Annotated in this window: 13 protein-coding genes and 1 pseudogene; 13 read left to right on the top strand and 1 reads right to left on the bottom strand. The window is 72.6% G+C overall.

Annotated features, from left to right (window positions below):
* From MEICH_RS0104895 to MEICH_RS0104840, 12 genes are all read left to right on the top strand, one after another.
* The coding region (locus tag MEICH_RS0104895) for a hypothetical protein (protein ID WP_027891680.1) at nt 1-885 on the top strand (885 nt) is incomplete at its 5' end.
* Between the two features lie 19 nt (nt 886-904).
* Complete coding sequence (locus MEICH_RS0104890) at nt 905-1,555, top strand: hypothetical protein (protein ID WP_027891679.1); 651 nt, start codon at nt 905-907, stop codon at nt 1,553-1,555.
* A 1-nt stretch (nt 1,556) separates the two neighbouring features.
* Entirely contained in the window at nt 1,557-1,856 is a 300-nt protein-coding gene (locus tag MEICH_RS0104885) for a hypothetical protein (RefSeq protein ID WP_027891678.1), read from the top strand.
* Nucleotides 1,857-2,987, top strand: a complete 1,131-nt coding sequence (locus MEICH_RS0104880) for a hypothetical protein (protein WP_027891677.1) — start codon at nt 1,857-1,859, stop codon at nt 2,985-2,987.
* Between the two features lie 210 nt (nt 2,988-3,197).
* On the top strand, nt 3,198-3,695 hold the full coding sequence (locus tag MEICH_RS0104875) for a phage baseplate assembly protein V (protein ID WP_027891676.1): 498 nt from the start codon (nt 3,198-3,200) through the stop codon (nt 3,693-3,695).
* Nucleotides 3,695-4,018, top strand: coding sequence for a hypothetical protein (locus tag MEICH_RS0104870; protein WP_027891675.1), 324 nt, complete (start codon nt 3,695-3,697; stop codon nt 4,016-4,018). Before MEICH_RS0104875 ends, MEICH_RS0104870 begins: the two co-directional genes overlap by 1 nt.
* Nucleotides 4,019-4,037: 19 nt before the next feature.
* Entirely contained in the window at nt 4,038-4,388 is a 351-nt protein-coding gene (locus MEICH_RS0104865) for a GPW/gp25 family protein (protein ID WP_218916386.1), read from the top strand.
* 7 nt (nt 4,389-4,395) lie between these two features.
* On the top strand, nt 4,396-6,930 hold the full coding sequence (locus MEICH_RS0104860; RefSeq protein WP_027891673.1) for a baseplate J/gp47 family protein: 2,535 nt from the start codon (nt 4,396-4,398) through the stop codon (nt 6,928-6,930).
* Complete coding sequence (locus MEICH_RS0104855; protein WP_027891672.1) at nt 6,927-9,650, top strand: putative baseplate assembly protein; 2,724 nt, start codon at nt 6,927-6,929, stop codon at nt 9,648-9,650. Before MEICH_RS0104860 ends, MEICH_RS0104855 begins: the two co-directional genes overlap by 4 nt.
* Nucleotides 9,647-12,034, top strand: coding sequence for a hypothetical protein (locus MEICH_RS0104850; RefSeq protein WP_027891671.1), 2,388 nt, complete (start codon nt 9,647-9,649; stop codon nt 12,032-12,034). The genes MEICH_RS0104855 and MEICH_RS0104850 overlap by 4 nt, the downstream gene beginning before the upstream one ends.
* Nucleotides 12,035-12,050: 16 nt before the next feature.
* On the top strand, nt 12,051-15,227 hold the full coding sequence (locus tag MEICH_RS23665; protein ID WP_051303917.1) for a DUF6519 domain-containing protein: 3,177 nt from the start codon (nt 12,051-12,053) through the stop codon (nt 15,225-15,227).
* Between the two features lie 382 nt (nt 15,228-15,609).
* Nucleotides 15,610-17,031: a phosphodiester glycosidase family protein gene (locus MEICH_RS0104840; RefSeq protein ID WP_051303916.1), complete on the top strand. Its 1,422-nt coding sequence runs from the start codon at nt 15,610-15,612 to the stop codon at nt 17,029-17,031.
* A 92-nt stretch (nt 17,032-17,123) separates the two neighbouring features.
* On the opposite strand, the gene MEICH_RS0104835 is transcribed toward MEICH_RS0104840, so the two are convergent.
* Nucleotides 17,124-17,612: a PH domain-containing protein gene (locus tag MEICH_RS0104835; protein WP_027891669.1), complete on the bottom strand. Its 489-nt coding sequence runs from the start codon at nt 17,610-17,612 to the stop codon at nt 17,124-17,126.
* Between the two features lie 65 nt (nt 17,613-17,677).
* Here MEICH_RS0104835 and MEICH_RS29175 point away from each other — a divergent pair.
* Nucleotides 17,678-18,136: pseudogene (locus MEICH_RS29175) on the top strand (hypothetical protein); the annotation flags it as partial.

Below are 18,136 nucleotides of genomic sequence, written 5' to 3'. Positions count from 1 at the left end.
GTCTGCGCCTGCAGCGCGCCGCGGGTGGACTTTAGCTGCGTGCGCCGCCCGCCGCCCGCCCAGCCTACCCCCCCGACCCGCCCGCAGCCCGTGACCGTGCCGCTGTTCTTCGAGTACGCCCAGGCCGTGCCCCGCGCCGACTGGCAGACCCAGTACCAGCAGATGCTCGGCACCGCCGTGGCCCGCATCCGCGAGGGCTACAGCGTCAGCCGCATCGTGGGCAACACCTCCCCCGAGGGGCCGCTCACCCGGCAGCGCCCGGGCGGCTTCGAGGGCAGCCTCGAGCTGGGGGGCAGCAGGGCCCGGCGGGCCCGCGACGGCCGGTGGGCGGCCATCCGCGGGGCCCGGGGCAGCGCGTTCCTCTTGCGGGGCGACGCGGGGCAAGCCGCCCTTGACGCGCCCATCCCCACCCAGGGGCAGGGGGAGCTCTTCGGCTCGAGCGGCGGGCGCGAGGTGGCCAACCGCGACCTGCTGGGCCACCTCGAGCGCACCCTGGCGGTGCCCCAGGCCGGGCAGCCCGACCCGCTGGCCGAGCAGCACGTCACCGGCGAGGGGCTGCCCCCCGAGGTGCGGGCCGAGGTGGAGGCCCAGGTCGAGCAGTTCCGCACCGGGCGCTCGGGAACTGGCCGCCTGACCCGCTCGCAGCGGCTCGAGGCCATCTACCGCCCGCTGCGCCGCGCCCTGATCTTCCTCGAGCCCCCGCCCCCGCCGCCCCCCTCGCTGCGGCTCACGCCCCGGCAGGTGGAGCAGATCGTCGGCACGCCCATCTCCTGCGCTCCCGAGCACCTGCGGCTCTTCGACAGCGTGCCCCTGCCCCGCGGCGAGCTCTTCCGCGGGGAGTGCCGCGAGCCCGGTGAGCGCCCCGACCAGCGGAGGGGCCCGTGAACCCCGCCGGAGGCCCCCCATGACCAGCTTTCCCCGCTCGCCCAAGGTGCACAAAGGTGCCCTCATCGGCCTCGACGTGCTCAACCCCGTCGCCAGCGTGATCGTCTTCCAGTACAACCCCGACACCCTCACCCGCTCCATCCAGGCCAGCGCCCTCACCCCCCAGGCCGGCGCGGAGCAGAGCGAGATCCTGCGGCTGAAGGGGCCGCCGCGCGAGACGATTGGCCTCGAGGTCGAGATCGACGCCGCCGACCAGCTCGAGCAGGCCAAGGACAGCGCGGTGAGCATGGGCGTCTACCCCGCCCTCTCGGCCCTGGAGATGCTGCTGTACCCCAAGTCGGGCCTGGTCATCGCCAACGAGGTGCTGCTGCGGCTGGGCATCGTGGAGGTGGTGCCCCCCGAAGCGCCCTTCACGGTGCTGGTGTGGGGGCCCCGGCGGGTGGTGCCGGTCAAGCTCAGCGGCCTGCAGATCACCGAGGAGGCCTTCGACCCCAGCCTCAACCCCATCCGGGCCAGGGTGCGGCTGGACTTGCAGGTGCTGACCTACCAGGACTACGGCCTGCTCAGCCCCGGCGGGGCTTTGTTCATGGCCCACCAGATCGCCAAGGAAGTCATGGCCACCCTCGGCAGCGTGGAAAACCTCGCCGAGCTGCCCTCGATCGGAGGCTAGCATGTTCGACCCCAGCAGCCGCTACTACCCCCTGCCCACCGCCACCCTCACCCGCCGCGACGCGGACGGGAAAGAGCGCGAGGTGCGCTACGTGCGCCGGCGCTTCCTGCCGCCGCTGTCGGCCTCCACGCTGCTGCTGGAGCACCGCTTCACCCAGGGCGAGCGGCTCGACAACCTCACGGCCCGCTACCTGGGCGACCCCGCGCAGTTCTGGCGGGTCTGCGACGCCAACGCGGTGCTGCAACCGGAGGAACTCGAGGAAGTGGGCCGCCTGATCCGGGTGGCGATGCCGGAGGTCTAGGTGCTCACGGGCGTGCTGGGTATCCGGGTGCTGCTGTGGATGGGGGAAAACCTTCCCCGCCCCGCCCCCGTAGAGGCCATGCGGGCCCTGCAGGAGGTGGAGGTGCACTTCAACGACCGCGCCCCCAGCGGCTTCCGGCTGGTCTTCGCCTTGCACAAGGACAAGAGCCTCGACTACACCCTGCTCAAGAGCGGCGCGCTCGAGCCGGGTTCGCTGGTGGTGGTCGCGGCCATCATGGGCGTGGTGCCCCACGCCCTCATCAACGGGGTCATCACCCACCACCAGATCGAGCCCAGCGCCGAGGCGGGGGGCTCGAGGCTCACGGTGATGGGCCAGGACGTGGGGCAGATGATGGACCTCGAGGAGCGCAACGAGCCCTACGACAACCGCCCCGACTTCCTGATCTTCAACCAGGTCATCGCCAGCCGCTACGCCCGCTACGGCGTCGTGCCGCTGGCCACCCCCACCACCGACTTCCCCCTCATGCTCTACCGCACCCCCTGGCAGCAGGGCACCGACCGGGCCTTCCTGCAGGAGCTCGCCCGGCGCAACGGCTTCGTGTTCTACCTCGAGCCCACCGCCCCCGGCGTGACCACCGCCTACTTCGGCCCGGAGAACCGCCTGGGCATCCCTCAGCCCACCCTGAGCTTCAACCTGGGCTCGCTGAGCAACGTGCAGTCGCTGCACGTCGGCAACGACGCCCTGGCCCCGGTGGCCTCCAGGGGCGTCTTCGTCGAGCCCTTCACCCGCACCTCCATCCCCATCCCCGCCCTGCCCTCGCTGCGCCTCCCGCCCCTGAGCGCCGAGCCCGCCCCCGCCCTGCGCACCGCCCTCACCCGCGACAGCGCCAATCGCAACCCGGCCCAGGCCGCCCTGGCCGGCCTCTCGCAGAGCATGTCGGCCCCCGAGCCCGTCGAGGTGCGCGGCAGCCTGGACACCGTGCGCTACGGCCACGTGCTGCGCAACCGCCGCCTGGTGGGGCTGCGCGGGGTGGGCCTCTCTTACGACGGCTACTACTACGTGCGGCAGGTCACCCACCGCATCGACGTGCGGCAGTCGAGCTACACCCAAAGCTTCGGGCTCTCGCGCGAGGGCATCGGCACCCTGCTGCCCGTGCTGCCTCCGCTCTAGGTTCGCATATGACTTCTCTCAGGAAGCAACATCCCATCCACCCGCGTCCAGCCTTTGGCTCGAGGCTCGTGGCGTGTGGGAAAGACACCCCTCCCCGTCCCTCCCCGCCGGCGGGGAGGGAGTCTCCCAAAAGGCGTTCGGCGTTTTGCGTCTTGCGTTCGGCTATCGGCTATCAGCTATCGACCATCGACCCTCTGAACAGGTGACCCTATGCCCAACTTCTACGGCAAATACCGCGGCGTGGTGAGCGACAACCGCGACCCTTTGCAACTGGGGCGCGTCCGGGCGCGGGTGCCCGACGTGATGGGGGATCAGGAGAGCGGCTGGGCCATGCCCTGTGCGCCCTTCGGGGGGAGCGGGATGGGCTTCTTCGCCCTGCCCAAGGTGGGGGCGGGGGTGTGGATCGAGTTCGAGCACGGCGACCCCGAATACCCCATCTGGAGCGGGGCCTGGTGGGGCTCGCTGGCCGAGATGCCCCCCACCCTGCTGCCCCTGCCCGACCAGAAGGTGCTGCTCAAGACCTCGGGCGGCACCAGCATCCTGCTCGACGACACGCCGGGGATCGGGGGGATCACCCTCGAGACCGCCAGCGGCCAGAAGATCGTGCTCAGCGCCACCGGCATCGAGATCAACAACGGCATGGGCGGGGTGATCAAGCTCAGTGGGCCGCAGGTCTCGGTCAACAACGGGGCCCTGGAGGTGGTCTAGTGCCCGGCTTCCTGCTGCACCAGGGTGCGACCGTGCTGTGCCTGCACGGCGGGCAAGCCCAGGCCACCGCGCCCAACCCCAGGGTCAGGGTGATGGGCCAGATGGTGGTGACCCAGAGCGCCCCCCACAGCGTGGCGGGCTGCCCCTTCACCACCCCGGCGGGCAACCCCATGCCCTGCGTCACGGCCCAGTGGGTCACGGCGGCCACGCGGGTGCGGGTGGGGGGCGTGCCGGTGCTCTTGCAGGACAGCCAGGCCGTCTGCGCCCCCAACGGCACGGGGGTCAGCGTGGTGATGACCCAGACGCGGGTCAGGGGAAGCTGAGGGAGGGATTGGCGTGAACATGGATTTCCCTTATCGCATTTCCGGCCAGGGGCGCACCGCCGCCACCGAGGGCGACGCCTACGTGCGCGACCTGATCGAGCAGGTGCTCTTCACCAGCCCCGGCGAGCGGGTCAACCGGCCCACCTTCGGCAGCGGGCTGCTGCGGCTGGTCTTCGAGCCCAACAGCGAGCCGCTGGCCTCGAGCACCCAGCTCGCGGTGCAGGGGGCCCTGCAGCAGTGGCTGGCCGATTACATCCTGGTCGAGGCGGTGCGGGTGCAAAGCCAGGAGGCCACCCTCGAGGTGACCGTGCAGTACGTGGTGCGGCGCACCCAGGAGCGGCGCGTGGAGCGCTTCGAGCACAGCCTGTGAGGCGGTCATGACCCAGTACTGCTGCAAGAACCCCGCCCGCGCCCTGCTGCTGGCCCAGCCGGGCCTGGACGGGGTGGACTACAACGGCATCGACTACCTCGAGGTGCTCGACGAGGAGGCCCCCAGCCCCGCCCAGCGGCAACGCACCCTGCTCTTGCGCTGCTTCAAGGCCATCAACCCGCCCCTGCGCCAGGGCAACGTGCGCCTCGAGGGGGGCGTGCGGGTCAAGGGGGTGCGGGTGCGCTGGGCCTACGTGGCCTCGGAGTTCTCCACCAACCCCGCCGACGCCGCCAGCCTGCCCAACAGCCTGGTGACGCTCGAGGAGCGCCGCTACTTCACGAGTCTGCCCGACCCCCAGCAGGTGCTGGTGATCCGCACCGAGCAGGAGGGCGACTACTCGAGCTACACCCTGCGGCTGGTGCAAAGCCCCTCCACCCCCGCCCCGCCCGCCGGCTTCGACGCCCAGCTCGCCGAGGTGGAGTTCTCCTTCAAGGTCGAGTGCCCCAGCGACTTCGACTGCGCCCCGGGGGAGGAGTGCCCGCCCGGGGTCCTGCCCGAGCCCCGCCTGGACTACCTGGCCAAGGACTACGCCAGCTTCCGCCGCCTGATGCTCGACCGGCTGGCCCTGCTCATGCCCGGCGGGCAGGAGGGGCCGCCCGCCGACCTGCAGGTGGTGCTGGTGGAGCTCTTGGCCTACGTGGGCGACCACCTGAGCTACTACCAGGACGCCGTGGCCACCGAAGCCTACCTGGGCACCGCGCGGCAGCGCGTCTCGCTGCGGCGGCACGCCCGGCTGCTCGACTACCCCATGCACGACGGCTGCAACGCGCGGGCCTGGGTCTGCCTCGAGGTCGCCCCCGCCGCCGACGGCCTGGTCCTGCCCGGCCCCGATCCCAGCACCCACCGCCCCGGCAGCCTGCTGCTGACCCGGCTCGAGGCCGCCGGCACCCTGCTCTCCCCCGACCAGCTCGCCGAAGCCCTGACCCAGACGCCCGAGGCCTTCGAGACCCTGCACGACCTGCCCCTCTTCCAGGCCCACAACCGGATCGCGCTGCACACCTGGGGCGACGAGGCGTGCTGCCTGCCCAAAGGGGCCACCCGGGCCACCCTGCAGGACCCTGGCGCCAAGCTGCGGCTGGAGGTGGGCGACTACCTGCTGTTCGAGGAGGTGAGGGGGGCGAAGAGCGGGCTCGAGGCCGACGCCGACCGGCAAAAGCGCCACGTGGTGCGGCTGAGCCGGGTCACGCCGGGCCTCGACCCGTTGGTGCCCGACCCTGCCAACCCTGCCCAGCCCCTGCCGCTGCTGGAGGTGGAGTGGGCGGTAGCCGACGCCCTGCCCTTCGCGCTGTGCCTCTCCGGCGTGGTCGAGGGGCAGCCGCTCACGGAGGTCAGCGTGGCGCGGGGCAACGTGGCGCTGGCCGACCACGGGCGCACGCAGGGGCCCGAAGAGCTCAGGGCCGCCCGCCGCCCGCCCCACGCCCTCACCCCCGGGCGCGGGCCCGTCACCCAGCGGGCCCCCTTCGACCCCCAGGCCCCCGCCCAGCAGGCCCTGCGCTGGGAGATGAGCGAGGTGCGCCCGGCCATGGTGCTCTTCGAGGGCGGCGACCGCAACCTCGCCTGGCAGCCCCGGCGCGACCTGCTCGCCAGCGACCGCTTCGCGCGGGAGTTCGTGCTCGAGGTCGCCGAGGACGGGCGCGGCCAGCTCCGCTTCGGCGACGACGTGCTGGGGCAGGCCCCCACCCCCGGCGTGGCCTTCGAGGCGGTCTACCGCGTGGGCAACGGGCCCGCGGGCAACGTGGGGGCCGAGGCCATCGCCCACCTGGTGCGCCCGCAGGGCTTTCCCGCGGGCGGTGTCCTCCGCGTGCGCAACCCCCTGCCGGCGGTGGGCGGGCTCGAGCCGGAGAGCCCGGAAGCGGTGCGGCAGTACGCGCCCCAGGCCTTCCGCCGCCAGGAGCGGGCCGTCACCGAGGCCGACTACGCCGAGGTCACCCAGCGCCACCCCGAGGTGCAGAAGGCCGCCGCCACCTTCCGCTGGACCGGGAGCTGGTACACCGTCTTCGTCAGCGTGGACCGCAAGGGGGGCCGCCCGGTGGACGCCGCCTTCGAGGAGGAGCTGCTGGGGCACCTGGAGCGCTTCCGCATGGCGGGCTACGACCTCGAGATCGACGGCCCCCGCTTCGTGCCGGTGGATCTGGCCCTGGAGGTCTGCGTGGCGGCGGGGCAGTTCCGCTCCGGCGTCGAGGCCGCGCTGGAGGAGGCCTTCAGCACCCGCGAGCTGCCCACCGGGCCGGCCTTCTTCCACCCCGACCGCTTCAGCTTCGGCGACCCGCTCTACCTCAGCCAGGTCTACCGGCAGGCCCTGGCGGTCCCCGGCGTGGCCTCGGTGGAGGTGCGGCGCTTCCAGCGCTTCGGCAAGACGCCGGCCAGGGAGCTCGAGGAGGGGGTGCTGAGCACGGGGCGGCTCGAGGTGATCCGGCTCGACAACGACCCCAGCCGGCCCGAGTTCGGACGGCTCGAGCTGGCGATGAAGGGAGGGTTATGAAGCTCGACCCCTGCGGCTGCTGCGAGGGCACCCAGACCCTCACCCCCAGCCCCATCCACAACCCTCCGGGGCTCAGCGCCCTGGCCTACCGGGTGGGCACCCACGCCCGCTTCAAAGCGAGCATGCTGGCGCGGCTGGGCCAGTACGCCCCTTTGCGGGCCCTCACCACCCGCCAGGACGACGACCCCACCCTCGCCCTGCTCGACGCCTGGGCCGGCGTGCTGGACGTGCTGAGCTTCTACCAGGAGCGCATCGCCCAGGAGGGCTACCTGCGCAGCGCCACCGAGCGGCTGAGCGTGCTCGAGCTCGCCCGGGCCATCGGCTACGAGCTGCGCCCCGGCGTCGCGGCCAGCACCTACCTGGCCTTCGAGCTCGAGACCGCCCCCGGCGCCCCCGCCCTGGTGCCCATCCCCACCGGCACCCGGGTGCAGAGCCTGCCGGGGCCGGGCGAGCAGGCCCAGACCTACGAGACCGTCGAGGCCATCACCGCCCGGCCCCACTGGAACGCGCTCAGGCCGCGCCAAAGCGAGCTGCGCTACCCGGCCTTCGGCGACCGTCACCTCTACCTGCAGGGCACCAGCACCCAGCTCAAGCCGGGCGACCCCATCCTGATCGTGGGCGACGAGCGCCGGGCGGGCACCGACACCGAGCGCTGGGAGTTCCGCCGCCTCGGCGAGGTGATCCCCCAGCCCGAGCAGGGCCGCACCCTGCTGCGCTGGCTCGAGCCCCTGGGCAGCCGGGTTCCCCGCGTGAGGCCCCCCGGCAAGGGGCCCAGGGTCTTCGCCCTGCGGCTGCGGGCCGCCCTCTTCGGGCACAACGCGCCGGAGTGGGCCGCGCTGCCCGTAGCGCTGCGCATCGGCGAGCGCAACCCCCAGGACAACAGCTTCGTCGCCGGGGCCTTCGCCTCGAAGCAGAACCAGTGGGCCGACGCCAAGTTCGCCGCCGGGACCACGGTGCTCAACCTGGACGCGGTGTACGAGCCCGTCAAGGCCGGAAGCTGGGTCGTGCTGGCCCAGCCGGACAGCCCGCCCTACGTCGAGCTTTATGAGGTGCGGAAGGTGGGCGAGGAGAGCCTCAGCCGCTACAACATCTCCGGCAAGAGCACCCGGCTGGAGGTCTCCGGCGAGCACGTCGAGAAATTCTCGCCCCGCGGGGCCAGCGTCTTCGCCCAGAGCGAGGAGTTGCCCCTGGCCGAGCACCCGCTGGAGCTCGAGCTATGGGGCAAGGAGCTCGAGCTCGATTCCCTGGCCCCCGACCTGAGCAAGAACCAGGCGCTCATCGTCAGCGGCAAGCGGCTGCGCGTCGGGCTGCGGGAGGAGCGCAAGGGCGGGCTCGAGGGCGCGGGCGGCAGCGCGGGGCGGGGCATCCTCCCCGAGGACTCGCTGCTGGTGCTGGCCCCGCCCAAGCCCCTGGGCGACGGGCGCGAGGTCTGGAGCCTGCGCGACGCCTGGGGCTTCGAGGGCACCCTGACCCTGCGGCGCGAGGCCTTGCGGCAGCTTCCCGCCCTGCCCCAGGACGAGGAGGTGAGCGAGGTGGCACGGCTGGCCGACTTCCCCGACCTCGCCGACCCCGAGCACAGCCGGCTCGAGCTCCAGGCCCCCCTGACCTACTGCTACGACCGCACCACGGTGCGCCTGCAGGCCAACGTGGCCCTGGCCACCCACGGCGAGAGCAAGGAGGAGGTGCTGGGCAGCGGCGACGCCACCCAGCCCTTCCAGGCCTTCAGCCTCAAGCAAAGCCCCCTCACCCACGTGGCGGCCAGCACCCCCTCGGGGGCGGTGAGCACCCTCGAGCTGCGCGTGGACGGGGTGCTGTGGAGCGAAGTGCCCTCGCTGTACGGGCGGGGCCCCCGCGAGGAGGTCTTCACCCGCCGCATCGGCGACGACGGCAGGGTGACGCTGCGCTTCGGCGACGGGGCCAGCGGGGCCCGGCTGCCCAGCGGCAGCGAGAACGTCCGGGCTAAGTACCGGGTGGGGACCGGGCTCGCCGGGCTGGTCAAGGCCCGCCAGCTCAGCCTGCTCCTGACCCGGCCCCTGGGGGTCAAGGGCGTGAGCAACCCGCTGGCCCCTAGCGGCGCCCAGGACCCCGAAAGCCGCGACGACGCCCGCCACAACGCGCCCTTCACGGTGATGACCTTCGAGCGCATCGTCTCCTTGCAGGACTACGAGGACTTCGCCCGCACCTTCGCCGGGGTGGGCAAGGCCAGGGCTACCTGGCTGCCGATGGGCGAGCGCCCGTTGGTCCACCTGACCATCGCCGGCGCGGCGGGCGCCCCCATCGAGCCCGGCTCCGAGCTGTTCACCCGCCTGCGCGAGGCCATCCGCGCCTACGGCGACCCCTACCAGCCCTTCCGCATGCAGTCCTACGAGGCCCTCCCCTTCGCGCTGAGCGCCGAAGTGCGCACCGATCCCCGCTACGAGCGCGAGGCGGTGCTGGAAGAGGTCGAGCAGGCCCTGCTGCGGGCCTTCGCCTTCGAGCAGCGGGCCTTCGCCCAGCGCCTCAGCGCCGGTGAGGTGATCGCCCTGATCCAGGGGGCCCATGGGGTGGTGGCCGTGGACCTCAACGCCCTGCACCTCAGCCACAACAGCCCCAGCCTCGAGCCCCACCTGCCGGCCCTGCCGGCCCGCTGGAACGACCCGCTGCGGCCCACCCAGCTCTTCCCGGCCCAGCTGCTCACCCTCGAGCCCAAGCGCCTCGTCTTCACGGAGATGACCCCATGACCGGCCAGGACCTCTACCAACTGCTCCCCGCCCTCTACCGCCTGCGTGACGGCGAGGAAGCGCCCCTGAAGGCGCTGCTGGAGGTGCTGGCCGAGCAGGGGCGGCTGCTGGAGGAGGACATCCGCCGGCTCTACGACAACTGGTTCGTCGAGACCGCCCAGGAGTGGGTGGTGCCCTACCTGGGCGACCTGCTGGGCGTGCGCAACCTGCACCCGCTAGAGGGCGAGGTCTTCAGCCTGCGGGCCTACGTGGCCAACACCCTGGCCTACCGCCGCCGCAAGGGCACCGCCAGCGTGCTCGAGCAGCTCGCCCGCGACACCACCGGCTGGCCCGCCCACGCGGTGGAGTTCTTCGCCCGGCTTTCCTCCACCCAGCACCTCGACCACCTGCGCCCCGACCAGGGCGGCAGCGCCTCGCTGCGCGGGGCCAACCGGCTGCAACTGGTGGGCGGCCCCTTCGACCCCCTGGCCCACGGCGCCGAGGTGCGGCGCATCGCCAGCGGGCGGGGGCGCTACAACATCCCCAACGTGGGGATCTTCCTCTGGCGCTTGCAGGCCTACCCCCTCGAGGCCCCCCTGCGCCCCTTCGACCTGCCGCCCCTGACCCTCCCCGCCACCGGGGTCACCCCCCGCGCGGTGGGGCCGGGGCGCTACACCTTCAGCCCGCTGGGCCTGGACGCCCCGCTCTTCAACCCGCCCCAGACCGAGGCCGCCCTCACCCAGCTCGCCCAGGAGGTCAACGTGCCCGCCCCGCTGCGCCGCCGGGCGCTGGCCGACGAGCTGCGGGCGCGGCGGCGGGCGCTGGTGGCGGGCGAGGCACCCGAAGGGGTCTACTTCGGGACGAACGCGGCGCTCGAGGTGCTGCTCGAGGGCCCCACCCGGCCGCTGGAGCCCGAGGAGATCGCGGTCTGCAACCTGGACTGGGACCACCCCGGCTGGAAAGCGCCCCTCACCCAGGTCTTCGCCCGGCCCGACGGCTCGAAGTTCCGCACCCGCGTGGCCGTGGACCCCGAGCGGGGACGGCTCTTCACCCTGCTCCCCGACCCCGCCGAGCTGCCCGACCCGCAGTTCCCCTACGCCCCGCAGGGCCCCAAGGCCGTGAGCTACGCCTACGGCTTCAGCGGCGACCTGGGCGGGGGCCCCTACAACCGCCGGGCCTCGCTCGAGGGCCTGCTGCCCCGCACCCCCCAGTGGCAGGCGGGGGTGAGCCAGGAGATCCCGGCGGTGGCGGGCGAGCCCGTCTTCAAGACCCTGCTCGAGGCCGTCCAGGCCTGGAACAGCGCCCAGACCCAGCCCAACCCGCCCCAAAGCGGCCTGATCTGCCTGATGGACAGCCGCAGCTACGCCGAATCCCTCACCGGGACCGACGCCCTGCTGATCCCCGAGGGGCGGCAACTGTTCGTGGTGGCCGCCGACTGGCCGGTGGTCGAGGACCTCACCCAGCCCCCGCCCCGGCCCAAGTCGCGCCCGCTGGGGCGGCTGGTGGCCGAGGGGCGCCGGCCCCACCTGCGCGGCGACCTCGAGGTGCGGGGCAGCGCCCCCGCCGGGAGCGCCAACCCCGGCTCGCTGCTGCTGGGCGGGCTCCTGCTCGAGGGCGACCTCACCGTGCGGGCGGGCCACCTGGGGGGCCTGCGGCTCGAGCACTGCACCCTGCTGCCGGGCCACCTCCTGCGGGTCGAGCCCTCGGCCACCCCCGGCCAGCGCAACGAGCGGCTGGAGGTCGTGCTGCGCAAGAGCATCTGCGGCAGCGTGCTGCTGGGCGAGGCGGTGCGGGGGCTGGAGGTCAGCGACAGCCTGGTCCACGACACCCAGGGCAAGTTCGCCATCGCCGACCCCGCCGACTTCGCCCTGGCCGACCCCGCCGACGCCGCGCTCTTCGGCCCACCCACCCGCCTGATCCGCAGCACGGTGCTGGGCCGGGTGCGCCTCAAGGAGCTCGAGGCCTCGGAGGTGATCTTCGCCGTGCAGCCCGAAGACCCGGGCGACGTGGTGCTGCGGGTGGAGCGCCGCCAGAAAGGCTGCGTGCGCTTCAGCTACGTGCCGGAAGGCGCGCGGGTGCCCCGCCGCTACCGCTGCCAGCCCGACCTCGAGCTAGCCCGGCGGCTCGAGGCCGCCGCCGGGGCCTCCAAGGCCGAGAAAGACCGCATCCGGCGCGAGGTGCTCACCTGGCTGCGCCCCAGCTTCAGCAGCCTGCGCTACGGCCAGCCGGCCTACGGGCAACTGGCCCCCGGCTGCCCCGAGGTCATCCGCACGGGGGCCGAGGACGGCTCGGAGATGGGGGCCTTCAGCTTCCTCAAACAGGCCCAGCGCGAGGCCAACCTGCGCATCGCCCTGGGGGAATATCTGCGCTTCGGCCTCGAGGCCGGGCTGTTTTTCGTGACCTGATCTCGAAGGGAGGCTTATGAAGGGGGATTTCACACGGCTGACGTTCAAGCGGCGCAAACGCTACTCCGGCGTGCGCATGCAGCAGGGGCGGGTGCAGCTCGACGCCGACTGGAACGAGCAGCACGACATCAGCACCTATTTTCACCGCAGCGCGCTCGAGGACAGCCTGGGCCCCGCCGGAGGGCCCATCGGGGGCGCCGGCTTCGGGCTGAGCGTGGTGGGGAACAACCTCCGGCTGGGCGCGGGCCGCTACTACGTGGGCGGGATCCTGTGCGAAAACGACGCCGACGTGCTCTACACCGCCCAGCCCGACCTGGGCAGCCTGGTGAGCCTGCCGGGCGAGGACGGGCTCTACCTGGCCTACCTCGACGTGTGGGAGCGCCACCTGAGCCACTTGGAAGACCCCGCCCTCGCCGACGGCCAGCTCGGCCCCGCCCTGCGCGAGGTGGCCCTGCGCGGCCCCGACACCACCACCCGCACCCGCATCGTCTGGCAGGCCCGCCTGACCCGCCTGGACGCCAACCCCAACGCCGCCCTGAGCTGCCTGGACTGGGCCCCGCCCGCCGGCCTGGGCACGGGGTTGCTGGCCGCCCGCGCCGAGCCCAGCCAGACCAGCCAGGATCCCTGCGAGGTGCCCCCCGGCGCGGGCTACCGGGGGCTGGAGAACCAGCTCTACCGGGTGGAAATCCACGCAGGCGGGAGCTTCGCCCAGGCCAGCTTCAAGTGGTCGCGGGAAAACGGCTCGGTGCTCTTCGCCGTCAGCCGCTACGAGTACGACGCCACCAACAGCCGCACCACCGCCCTGCTGGCCCAGACCCCCCGCGACGCCCGGCTGGGCCTGGCGCCGGGGAACTGGGTCGAGCTGCTGGACGACCGCGTCAGCCTCAGCCAGCACGACCCTGGCCTGCAGGCCCCCGAGAAGCTCTTCAAGGTCGTCACGGTGGAGGCCCTCGAGAGCGCCGACGGCTCCTCCGCGCTCAAGGTGGTGCTGGAGGGCCTGCCCAGCGCCCCCTTCCAGGCCCGCTCGCTGGCCCCCGACTACGCCCTCCAGCACCCTCTGCTGCGCCGCTGGGACCATAGCGAGGCGGGCGGGTCGCTCAAGGACGGCGCGATCCCGCTCGCGGCGGGCTGGCTCGAGCTGGAAGAGGGCGTGCAGGTCAACTTCCGCCAGCAGGGCAACCCGGCGTTTAGGGCCGGGGACTACTGGGTGATCCCGGCCAGGGTCGAGACCGGCGACGTGGAGTGGCCCCGCAGCGGCACCCCTGCCCTCCCGGTGCACCAGGAGGCCGAAGGGGTGCGGCACCGCTACGCCCCGCTGGGCCTGCTGCGCCGGCAGGGCGGCAACTGGGGCCTGGCGGGGGATGCTGCCGACTGCCGCTCGCTCTTCCCGCCCCTGACCCGCCTGCTCCAGCTTTACTACGTGGGCGGCGACGGCCAGGAGGCCATGCCCGGCCAGCCGGTGCTCGCGCCGCTGCAGGTGCGCGTCGCCAACGGCGCGGTGGCGGTGGCCGGGGCGCGGGTGCGCTTCCGGGTGCTCGGCGGCGGGGGCAGCCTGGGGGCGACGGGCCACGTCCTGACCGACGCCAACGGCCTGGCCCAGACCGCCTGGACCCTGGGCAGCGCCGGGGTCCAGCGGGCGCGGGCCGAACTGCTCGACCCCAAGGGCGACCCCGTGCCCAACCAGTTCATAGACTTCGGCGCCGACCTCAGCGTGGCCGCCAACGTGGCCTATACCCCCGGCTGCGCCGACCTGCAAAACGCCCGCACCGTGCAGGAAGCCCTGGACCTGCTCTGCCGGCGACCCACCGGAGGCGGTTGCGAGGTCACGGTGGGCGAGGGCGGGGAGTTCGCCACCCTCGAGCAAGCCCTCAAGGCGCTGCTCGAGCGCGGCGAACGCGACCTCTGCCTCTGCCTGATGGACGGGGAACACCGCGTCGGGGCGCTCGAGGTCCGGGAGGCCGTCCACCTCAAAATCCGGGGCTGCGGGCGGGGCACGCGGGTGCTGGTGGAGGGCGGGCTGCGCTTCGAGGGCCTGCGGGGCCTGATCCTGCGCGACTTCGAGCTCGAGGTGCTCTCCGACACCGACAACGGCACCTCGAGGCTCCAGTTCGTGCGCTGCGGCGAGCTGAGCCTGGAGGGCTGCGCCGTCGCCGGGAGCACCCAGACGGGCGGCGTCAGCGGCAGCCTGCTCTTGGTGGTGGGCCCCGACCGGGTGCGGCTGCGCGACAACGTGCTCGAGGCCCGCACCGAGCGGCGGGCGGAGGTGCTGCTCAAGGTCTTCGAGGGCTTCACGGTGCTCGAGGAGCTCTTCAAGGACCTCTCCCCCGGCCGCTTCCGCCGGGCCGCGCCCAAGGCGGCCCAGGCCGTGGGCGCCCTCCCGCCCGAGGCCAAGACCCAACTCGCCGCCGCCATCGCCGAGCGGCTCACCCCCTTCAACAAGGTGCTGAGCCTGGGCGAGACGGTGGCCTACACCAAGCTCATCCTGCAGCTCTCCGCCCAGAGCCCCGACCCCAACATCGCCGCCGACCCCCTCGAGGACATCCGCAAGGCCAGCGTGCGGGCGGTGGCGGGCACCGCGCTGGTCCTGCTCAACCCCGGCGGCGAGACCCTGCCCCAGACCATCCTCACCCTCGACGAGGACGACTTCGTGCTGCTCGAGGCCAACGAGATCACCGGCGCGGTCAGCCTCTACGGATTCCCCGGCGAGAGCGTCCCCAACGCCGACGCGCTCAAGCGGCTCGAGGCGCTGCTGAAGGAGAACCAGATCCTGATGCTGGGCCTGATGGGCCACTTCCAGCTCCGCGGCAACCGCCTGACCCGGCTGGCGGTGAGCGAAGCCATGGTGCAGGCCCTGATCGGGGCCACCCAGGACGGCGAAGGTCGCCGGGTCTTCTACAACCTCTTCGGCAGTTGCCTGCTCAGCGACAACCTCTTCGACAGCGGCCGCAGCCTGCTGGTGAGCCAGCACGCCGCGCTGGGCACCAACGTCTTCAGCTTCACCGCCGACCCCCCTCCCCCCACCACCGGCACCGCCGGCCCGCTGCCCCAGCTCGCCGGCACCGCCGTCAGCCGCTCGGCGAGCTACGTGGGCAACCACGGGCGCGGCCAGACCCGCACCCTCTGGCAGGACATCTCCCGTACGCGGCTGCCGGGTGCGGAGCAGGTGCTCAACCTCGAGTTCGAGATCGTGTGAGGGGTCGATGGTCGATAGTCGATAGTCGATAGTCGATAGTCGATAGTCGATAGTCGATAGTCGATAGTCGATAGTCGATGGTCGATAGTCGATAGCTGATAGCTAAACGCAAGACGCAAGACGCGGGGCGCCTTGTCACCCCCCTTAGCAAGGGGGGCTGGGGGGATACCCCCTCCCCGCGGGCGGGGAGGGAAGGGGTGGGGTACCTTTCACCACGAGCCACAGGCCACAAACCTCGTACTTCCCACCCCCCGCCCCCTCCGATTATGAAAGCCACGCCGACTGGATTCCCTCACGATCTCGGGTTTAATGGGGCGTGATGTGGAAGCGTATTCTGGCGCTGGGTGTTTTCCTCGTTCTGGCGTTTGCGCAAAGCCCTGTGATGATTCCCGCTGAGCGCTTCGGGCTCAGCGTGCTGCGTGACAGCTACGCGGTGGTGTTCAAGAGGGAGGGCCTCGAGCTGACCTACGTCGAGGGCATCGGCTGGGCGCCGCCCATCGAGCCCAGCCTGCCGCCCCCCAGCGAGGACCGGCTGCCCGTCGAGGTCATCCGGGCGGCGGGGCTGGTGCAGGTGCCCCAGGCCGGCGTGCGCTACTCCGGCTCGAGCGGGCGCGTGCGGCTGGTGTTCGACCTGCCGGAGAGCCTGCCGGTGGACAAGCGCGAGGCCAGCTACCCGGGGCGCCTGAGCCTCGAGCTGCCCTACTTCCTCCCCGACCTCGAGGCCCTCAAGCTCCCCCCCGACCTCGGCCTGGAATTCCGCTACCTGCCCCACGGCACCCAGCTCACCCTGCAGGCCCCCGCCGGGCGCCTCTACCGCTACCGGCAGTACGGCCTCGAGGACCCCTGGCGCCTGGTGCTCGACTTCTACTACCTCCAGCCCGAGGCCCGCGAGAGCCTCAGCCGGGGGATCAGCTACCTCGAGCAGTGGGCCTGGACCCCCGAGCCGCTGCGGCTGTACATGATCCAGGCCGCGCCCGGCAGCTGGCGCATGGAACTGGTGGGGCAGCCCGGCCTGCGCAAGGCCCTCGACCAGATGGCCCCCCGCGCCCTGGCCCTGCTCAACGGCGGCTACTTCGACAACCGTACCGCCACCCCCATCGGGCTGTGGATCCAGGACGGGGTGGCGCTCAACTTCCCCTTCGGCCGCAGCGCGCTGCTGTGGGGCGACGGGCAGATCTTCGGCGGCTTCCCCAAGTTCGGGGCCTGGGTCGAGACGGCCAGCGGGCAGCGCTACCCGGTGGGCGTCAACCTCTGGCGGGCGCGGCTCACCGCCCACACCGCCGTTGGCCCGGTGGGGCGGCCCGGCGAGAACGTGGCCGTGGTCGAGCGCGACCGCGTGATCGCCACCCTGCCCGCCCCCGCCGAGCTCAAGCCGGGGCAGTGGGGCCTGAGCTTCCCAGCCACCGACCCCCCCATCGCCCGCACCGGGGAGACCCTCAAGCTCCGGATGAGCCTCGAGCCCCCCGTGCAGTACGCGCTCGAGGCCGGCCCCCTGCTGATCCAGTCCGGGCAGAACATCTTCGACCCCAAGCGCGAGCCCTTCACCGACCCCCGCCCGCTGAACGCCACCACCCTGCAATCGGCGGTGGCCTGGACCCTCGAGGGCGGCCTGTGGCTGGTGGTCTCCGAGCCCACCACCCCGGTGGTGCTGGCCCGCGCCCTGCAAAGCCTGGGGGTCTGGGGCGCCATCCGCATGGACGGCGGCGGCTCCTCGCAGCTTTACGTGCGCGGCGCCCTGCGCTCGCCGCTCATCGAGTCGCGGCCACGCCCGGTCGTGAACGGGCTGGCGCTCTATCCCAAGTGACCGGACTGCTTGCAGCGGTCGCCGATAGCGGATAGCCAATAGCTGGGTCGGGCACGCTACCCCCCATGGAGGCCCTTTCGCAAAAGGTCCGTTCAAGCCACCGGGTAGCCCTGCCGGCGCAGGTAGTCCAGGAAACCCTCGAGGTCGGCAGGGGTCAGGATCACGCAGTGGCCGTCGGCCAGCTCGAGCACCACCCCCAACCCCGAGCCCTGGTCCACATAAGCCTCTACCCGTCCCAGTTCCCGCTCGTTGAACCAGCCCTGTGCCGCGCCCGGCACTCCCAGGCCCATCACCCGCCACATCAGCCTGAACTCCCGCACCCCTACCCCCCGGATCGCCGCCCTGGGCCAAGCGCGCCAGCCCAGCAGCCAACGCACCCACAAGCCCTCGGGACGGGCCAGGTACAGCGTCGAAAGCGGCGCGACCAGGAAAAGCACCGCGCAGCTCAGCACCGCCACGAGTCCCAGCGCCGCCGTGGTGCCGTTGCCGCTGCTCGTGGCTAGGAAGAGCGCGGCCAGCAGTAACCCGATCATCACCCAAAGGCCGAAACCCCCTACACGCCGTCTGGGGAAGAAGAGCATGGCTCGAGGCTAAGAGTGTGCCGAGGTCCTCACCAGCAGCCGGATAACTTTTGTAGCCTGAACCCATGCACCGGCAGTGGGCGGGTCGGCTGGCCTGGAGGCGGCGGGCGCAATGGGCACTCCTCGCGCTGGTCGTGCTTCTGCCGCTGGCTTTGTGGGTCCACCCGGCCTGGGGCCTGCTCTCCCTGCTGGCCCTGCTCTACCCCAGCCGCCTCGAGCTCCCCCGCGCCCTGCGGCAGATCGACGAGCGCTACGGCCTGGCCTACCGCAGCGCCCTGGAAGCGCCGCCCGGCCACCCCTGGCGCGAGCACCTCGAGGCCGCCGCCCGCTCGAGCGTGCAGCAGGCCCAGCCCCCCAGGTTCCCCTGGCTGGCCGCGGGCGTGTACCTCGCCCTGCTCGGCGCCGCCTGGCTCCTGCCCCCGCTCCCCGTCCCCGGGCCTCACCTCCGGCCCTGGCCAGACCGCCACGGCCCCGAACAGCCCACCGCCTGCCTCCCCGAACAGCGCCCAGCCCGGTGCCCCCAC

The organism is Calidithermus chliarophilus DSM 9957 (assembly GCF_000430045.1).
GTDB classification, from domain to species: Bacteria; Deinococcota; Deinococci; order Deinococcales; family Thermaceae; genus Calidithermus; species Calidithermus chliarophilus.
Note: the sequence above shows the minus strand (reverse complement) of the source record. Positions and strands in the feature narration are given on the sequence as shown.

Coding starts and splice junctions, on each gene's coding strand:
- MEICH_RS0104890 (WP_027891679.1), top strand. CDS start 905: ATGACCAGCTTTCCCCGCTCGCCCAAGGTGCACAAAGGTGCCCTCATC.
- MEICH_RS0104885 (WP_027891678.1), top strand. CDS start 1,557: ATGTTCGACCCCAGCAGCCGCTACTACCCCCTGCCCACCGCCACCCTC.
- MEICH_RS0104875 (WP_027891676.1), top strand. CDS start 3,198: ATGCCCAACTTCTACGGCAAATACCGCGGCGTGGTGAGCGACAACCGC.
- MEICH_RS0104865 (WP_218916386.1), top strand. CDS start 4,038: ATGGATTTCCCTTATCGCATTTCCGGCCAGGGGCGCACCGCCGCCACC.
- MEICH_RS0104860 (WP_027891673.1), top strand. CDS start 4,396: ATGACCCAGTACTGCTGCAAGAACCCCGCCCGCGCCCTGCTGCTGGCC.
- MEICH_RS0104855 (WP_027891672.1), top strand. CDS start 6,927: ATGAAGCTCGACCCCTGCGGCTGCTGCGAGGGCACCCAGACCCTCACC.
- MEICH_RS0104850 (WP_027891671.1), top strand. CDS start 9,647: ATGACCGGCCAGGACCTCTACCAACTGCTCCCCGCCCTCTACCGCCTG.
- MEICH_RS23665 (WP_051303917.1), top strand. CDS start 12,051: ATGAAGGGGGATTTCACACGGCTGACGTTCAAGCGGCGCAAACGCTAC.
- MEICH_RS0104840 (WP_051303916.1), top strand. CDS start 15,610: ATGATTCCCGCTGAGCGCTTCGGGCTCAGCGTGCTGCGTGACAGCTAC.
- MEICH_RS0104835 (WP_027891669.1), bottom strand. CDS start 17,612: ATGCTCTTCTTCCCCAGACGGCGTGTAGGGGGTTTCGGCCTTTGGGTG.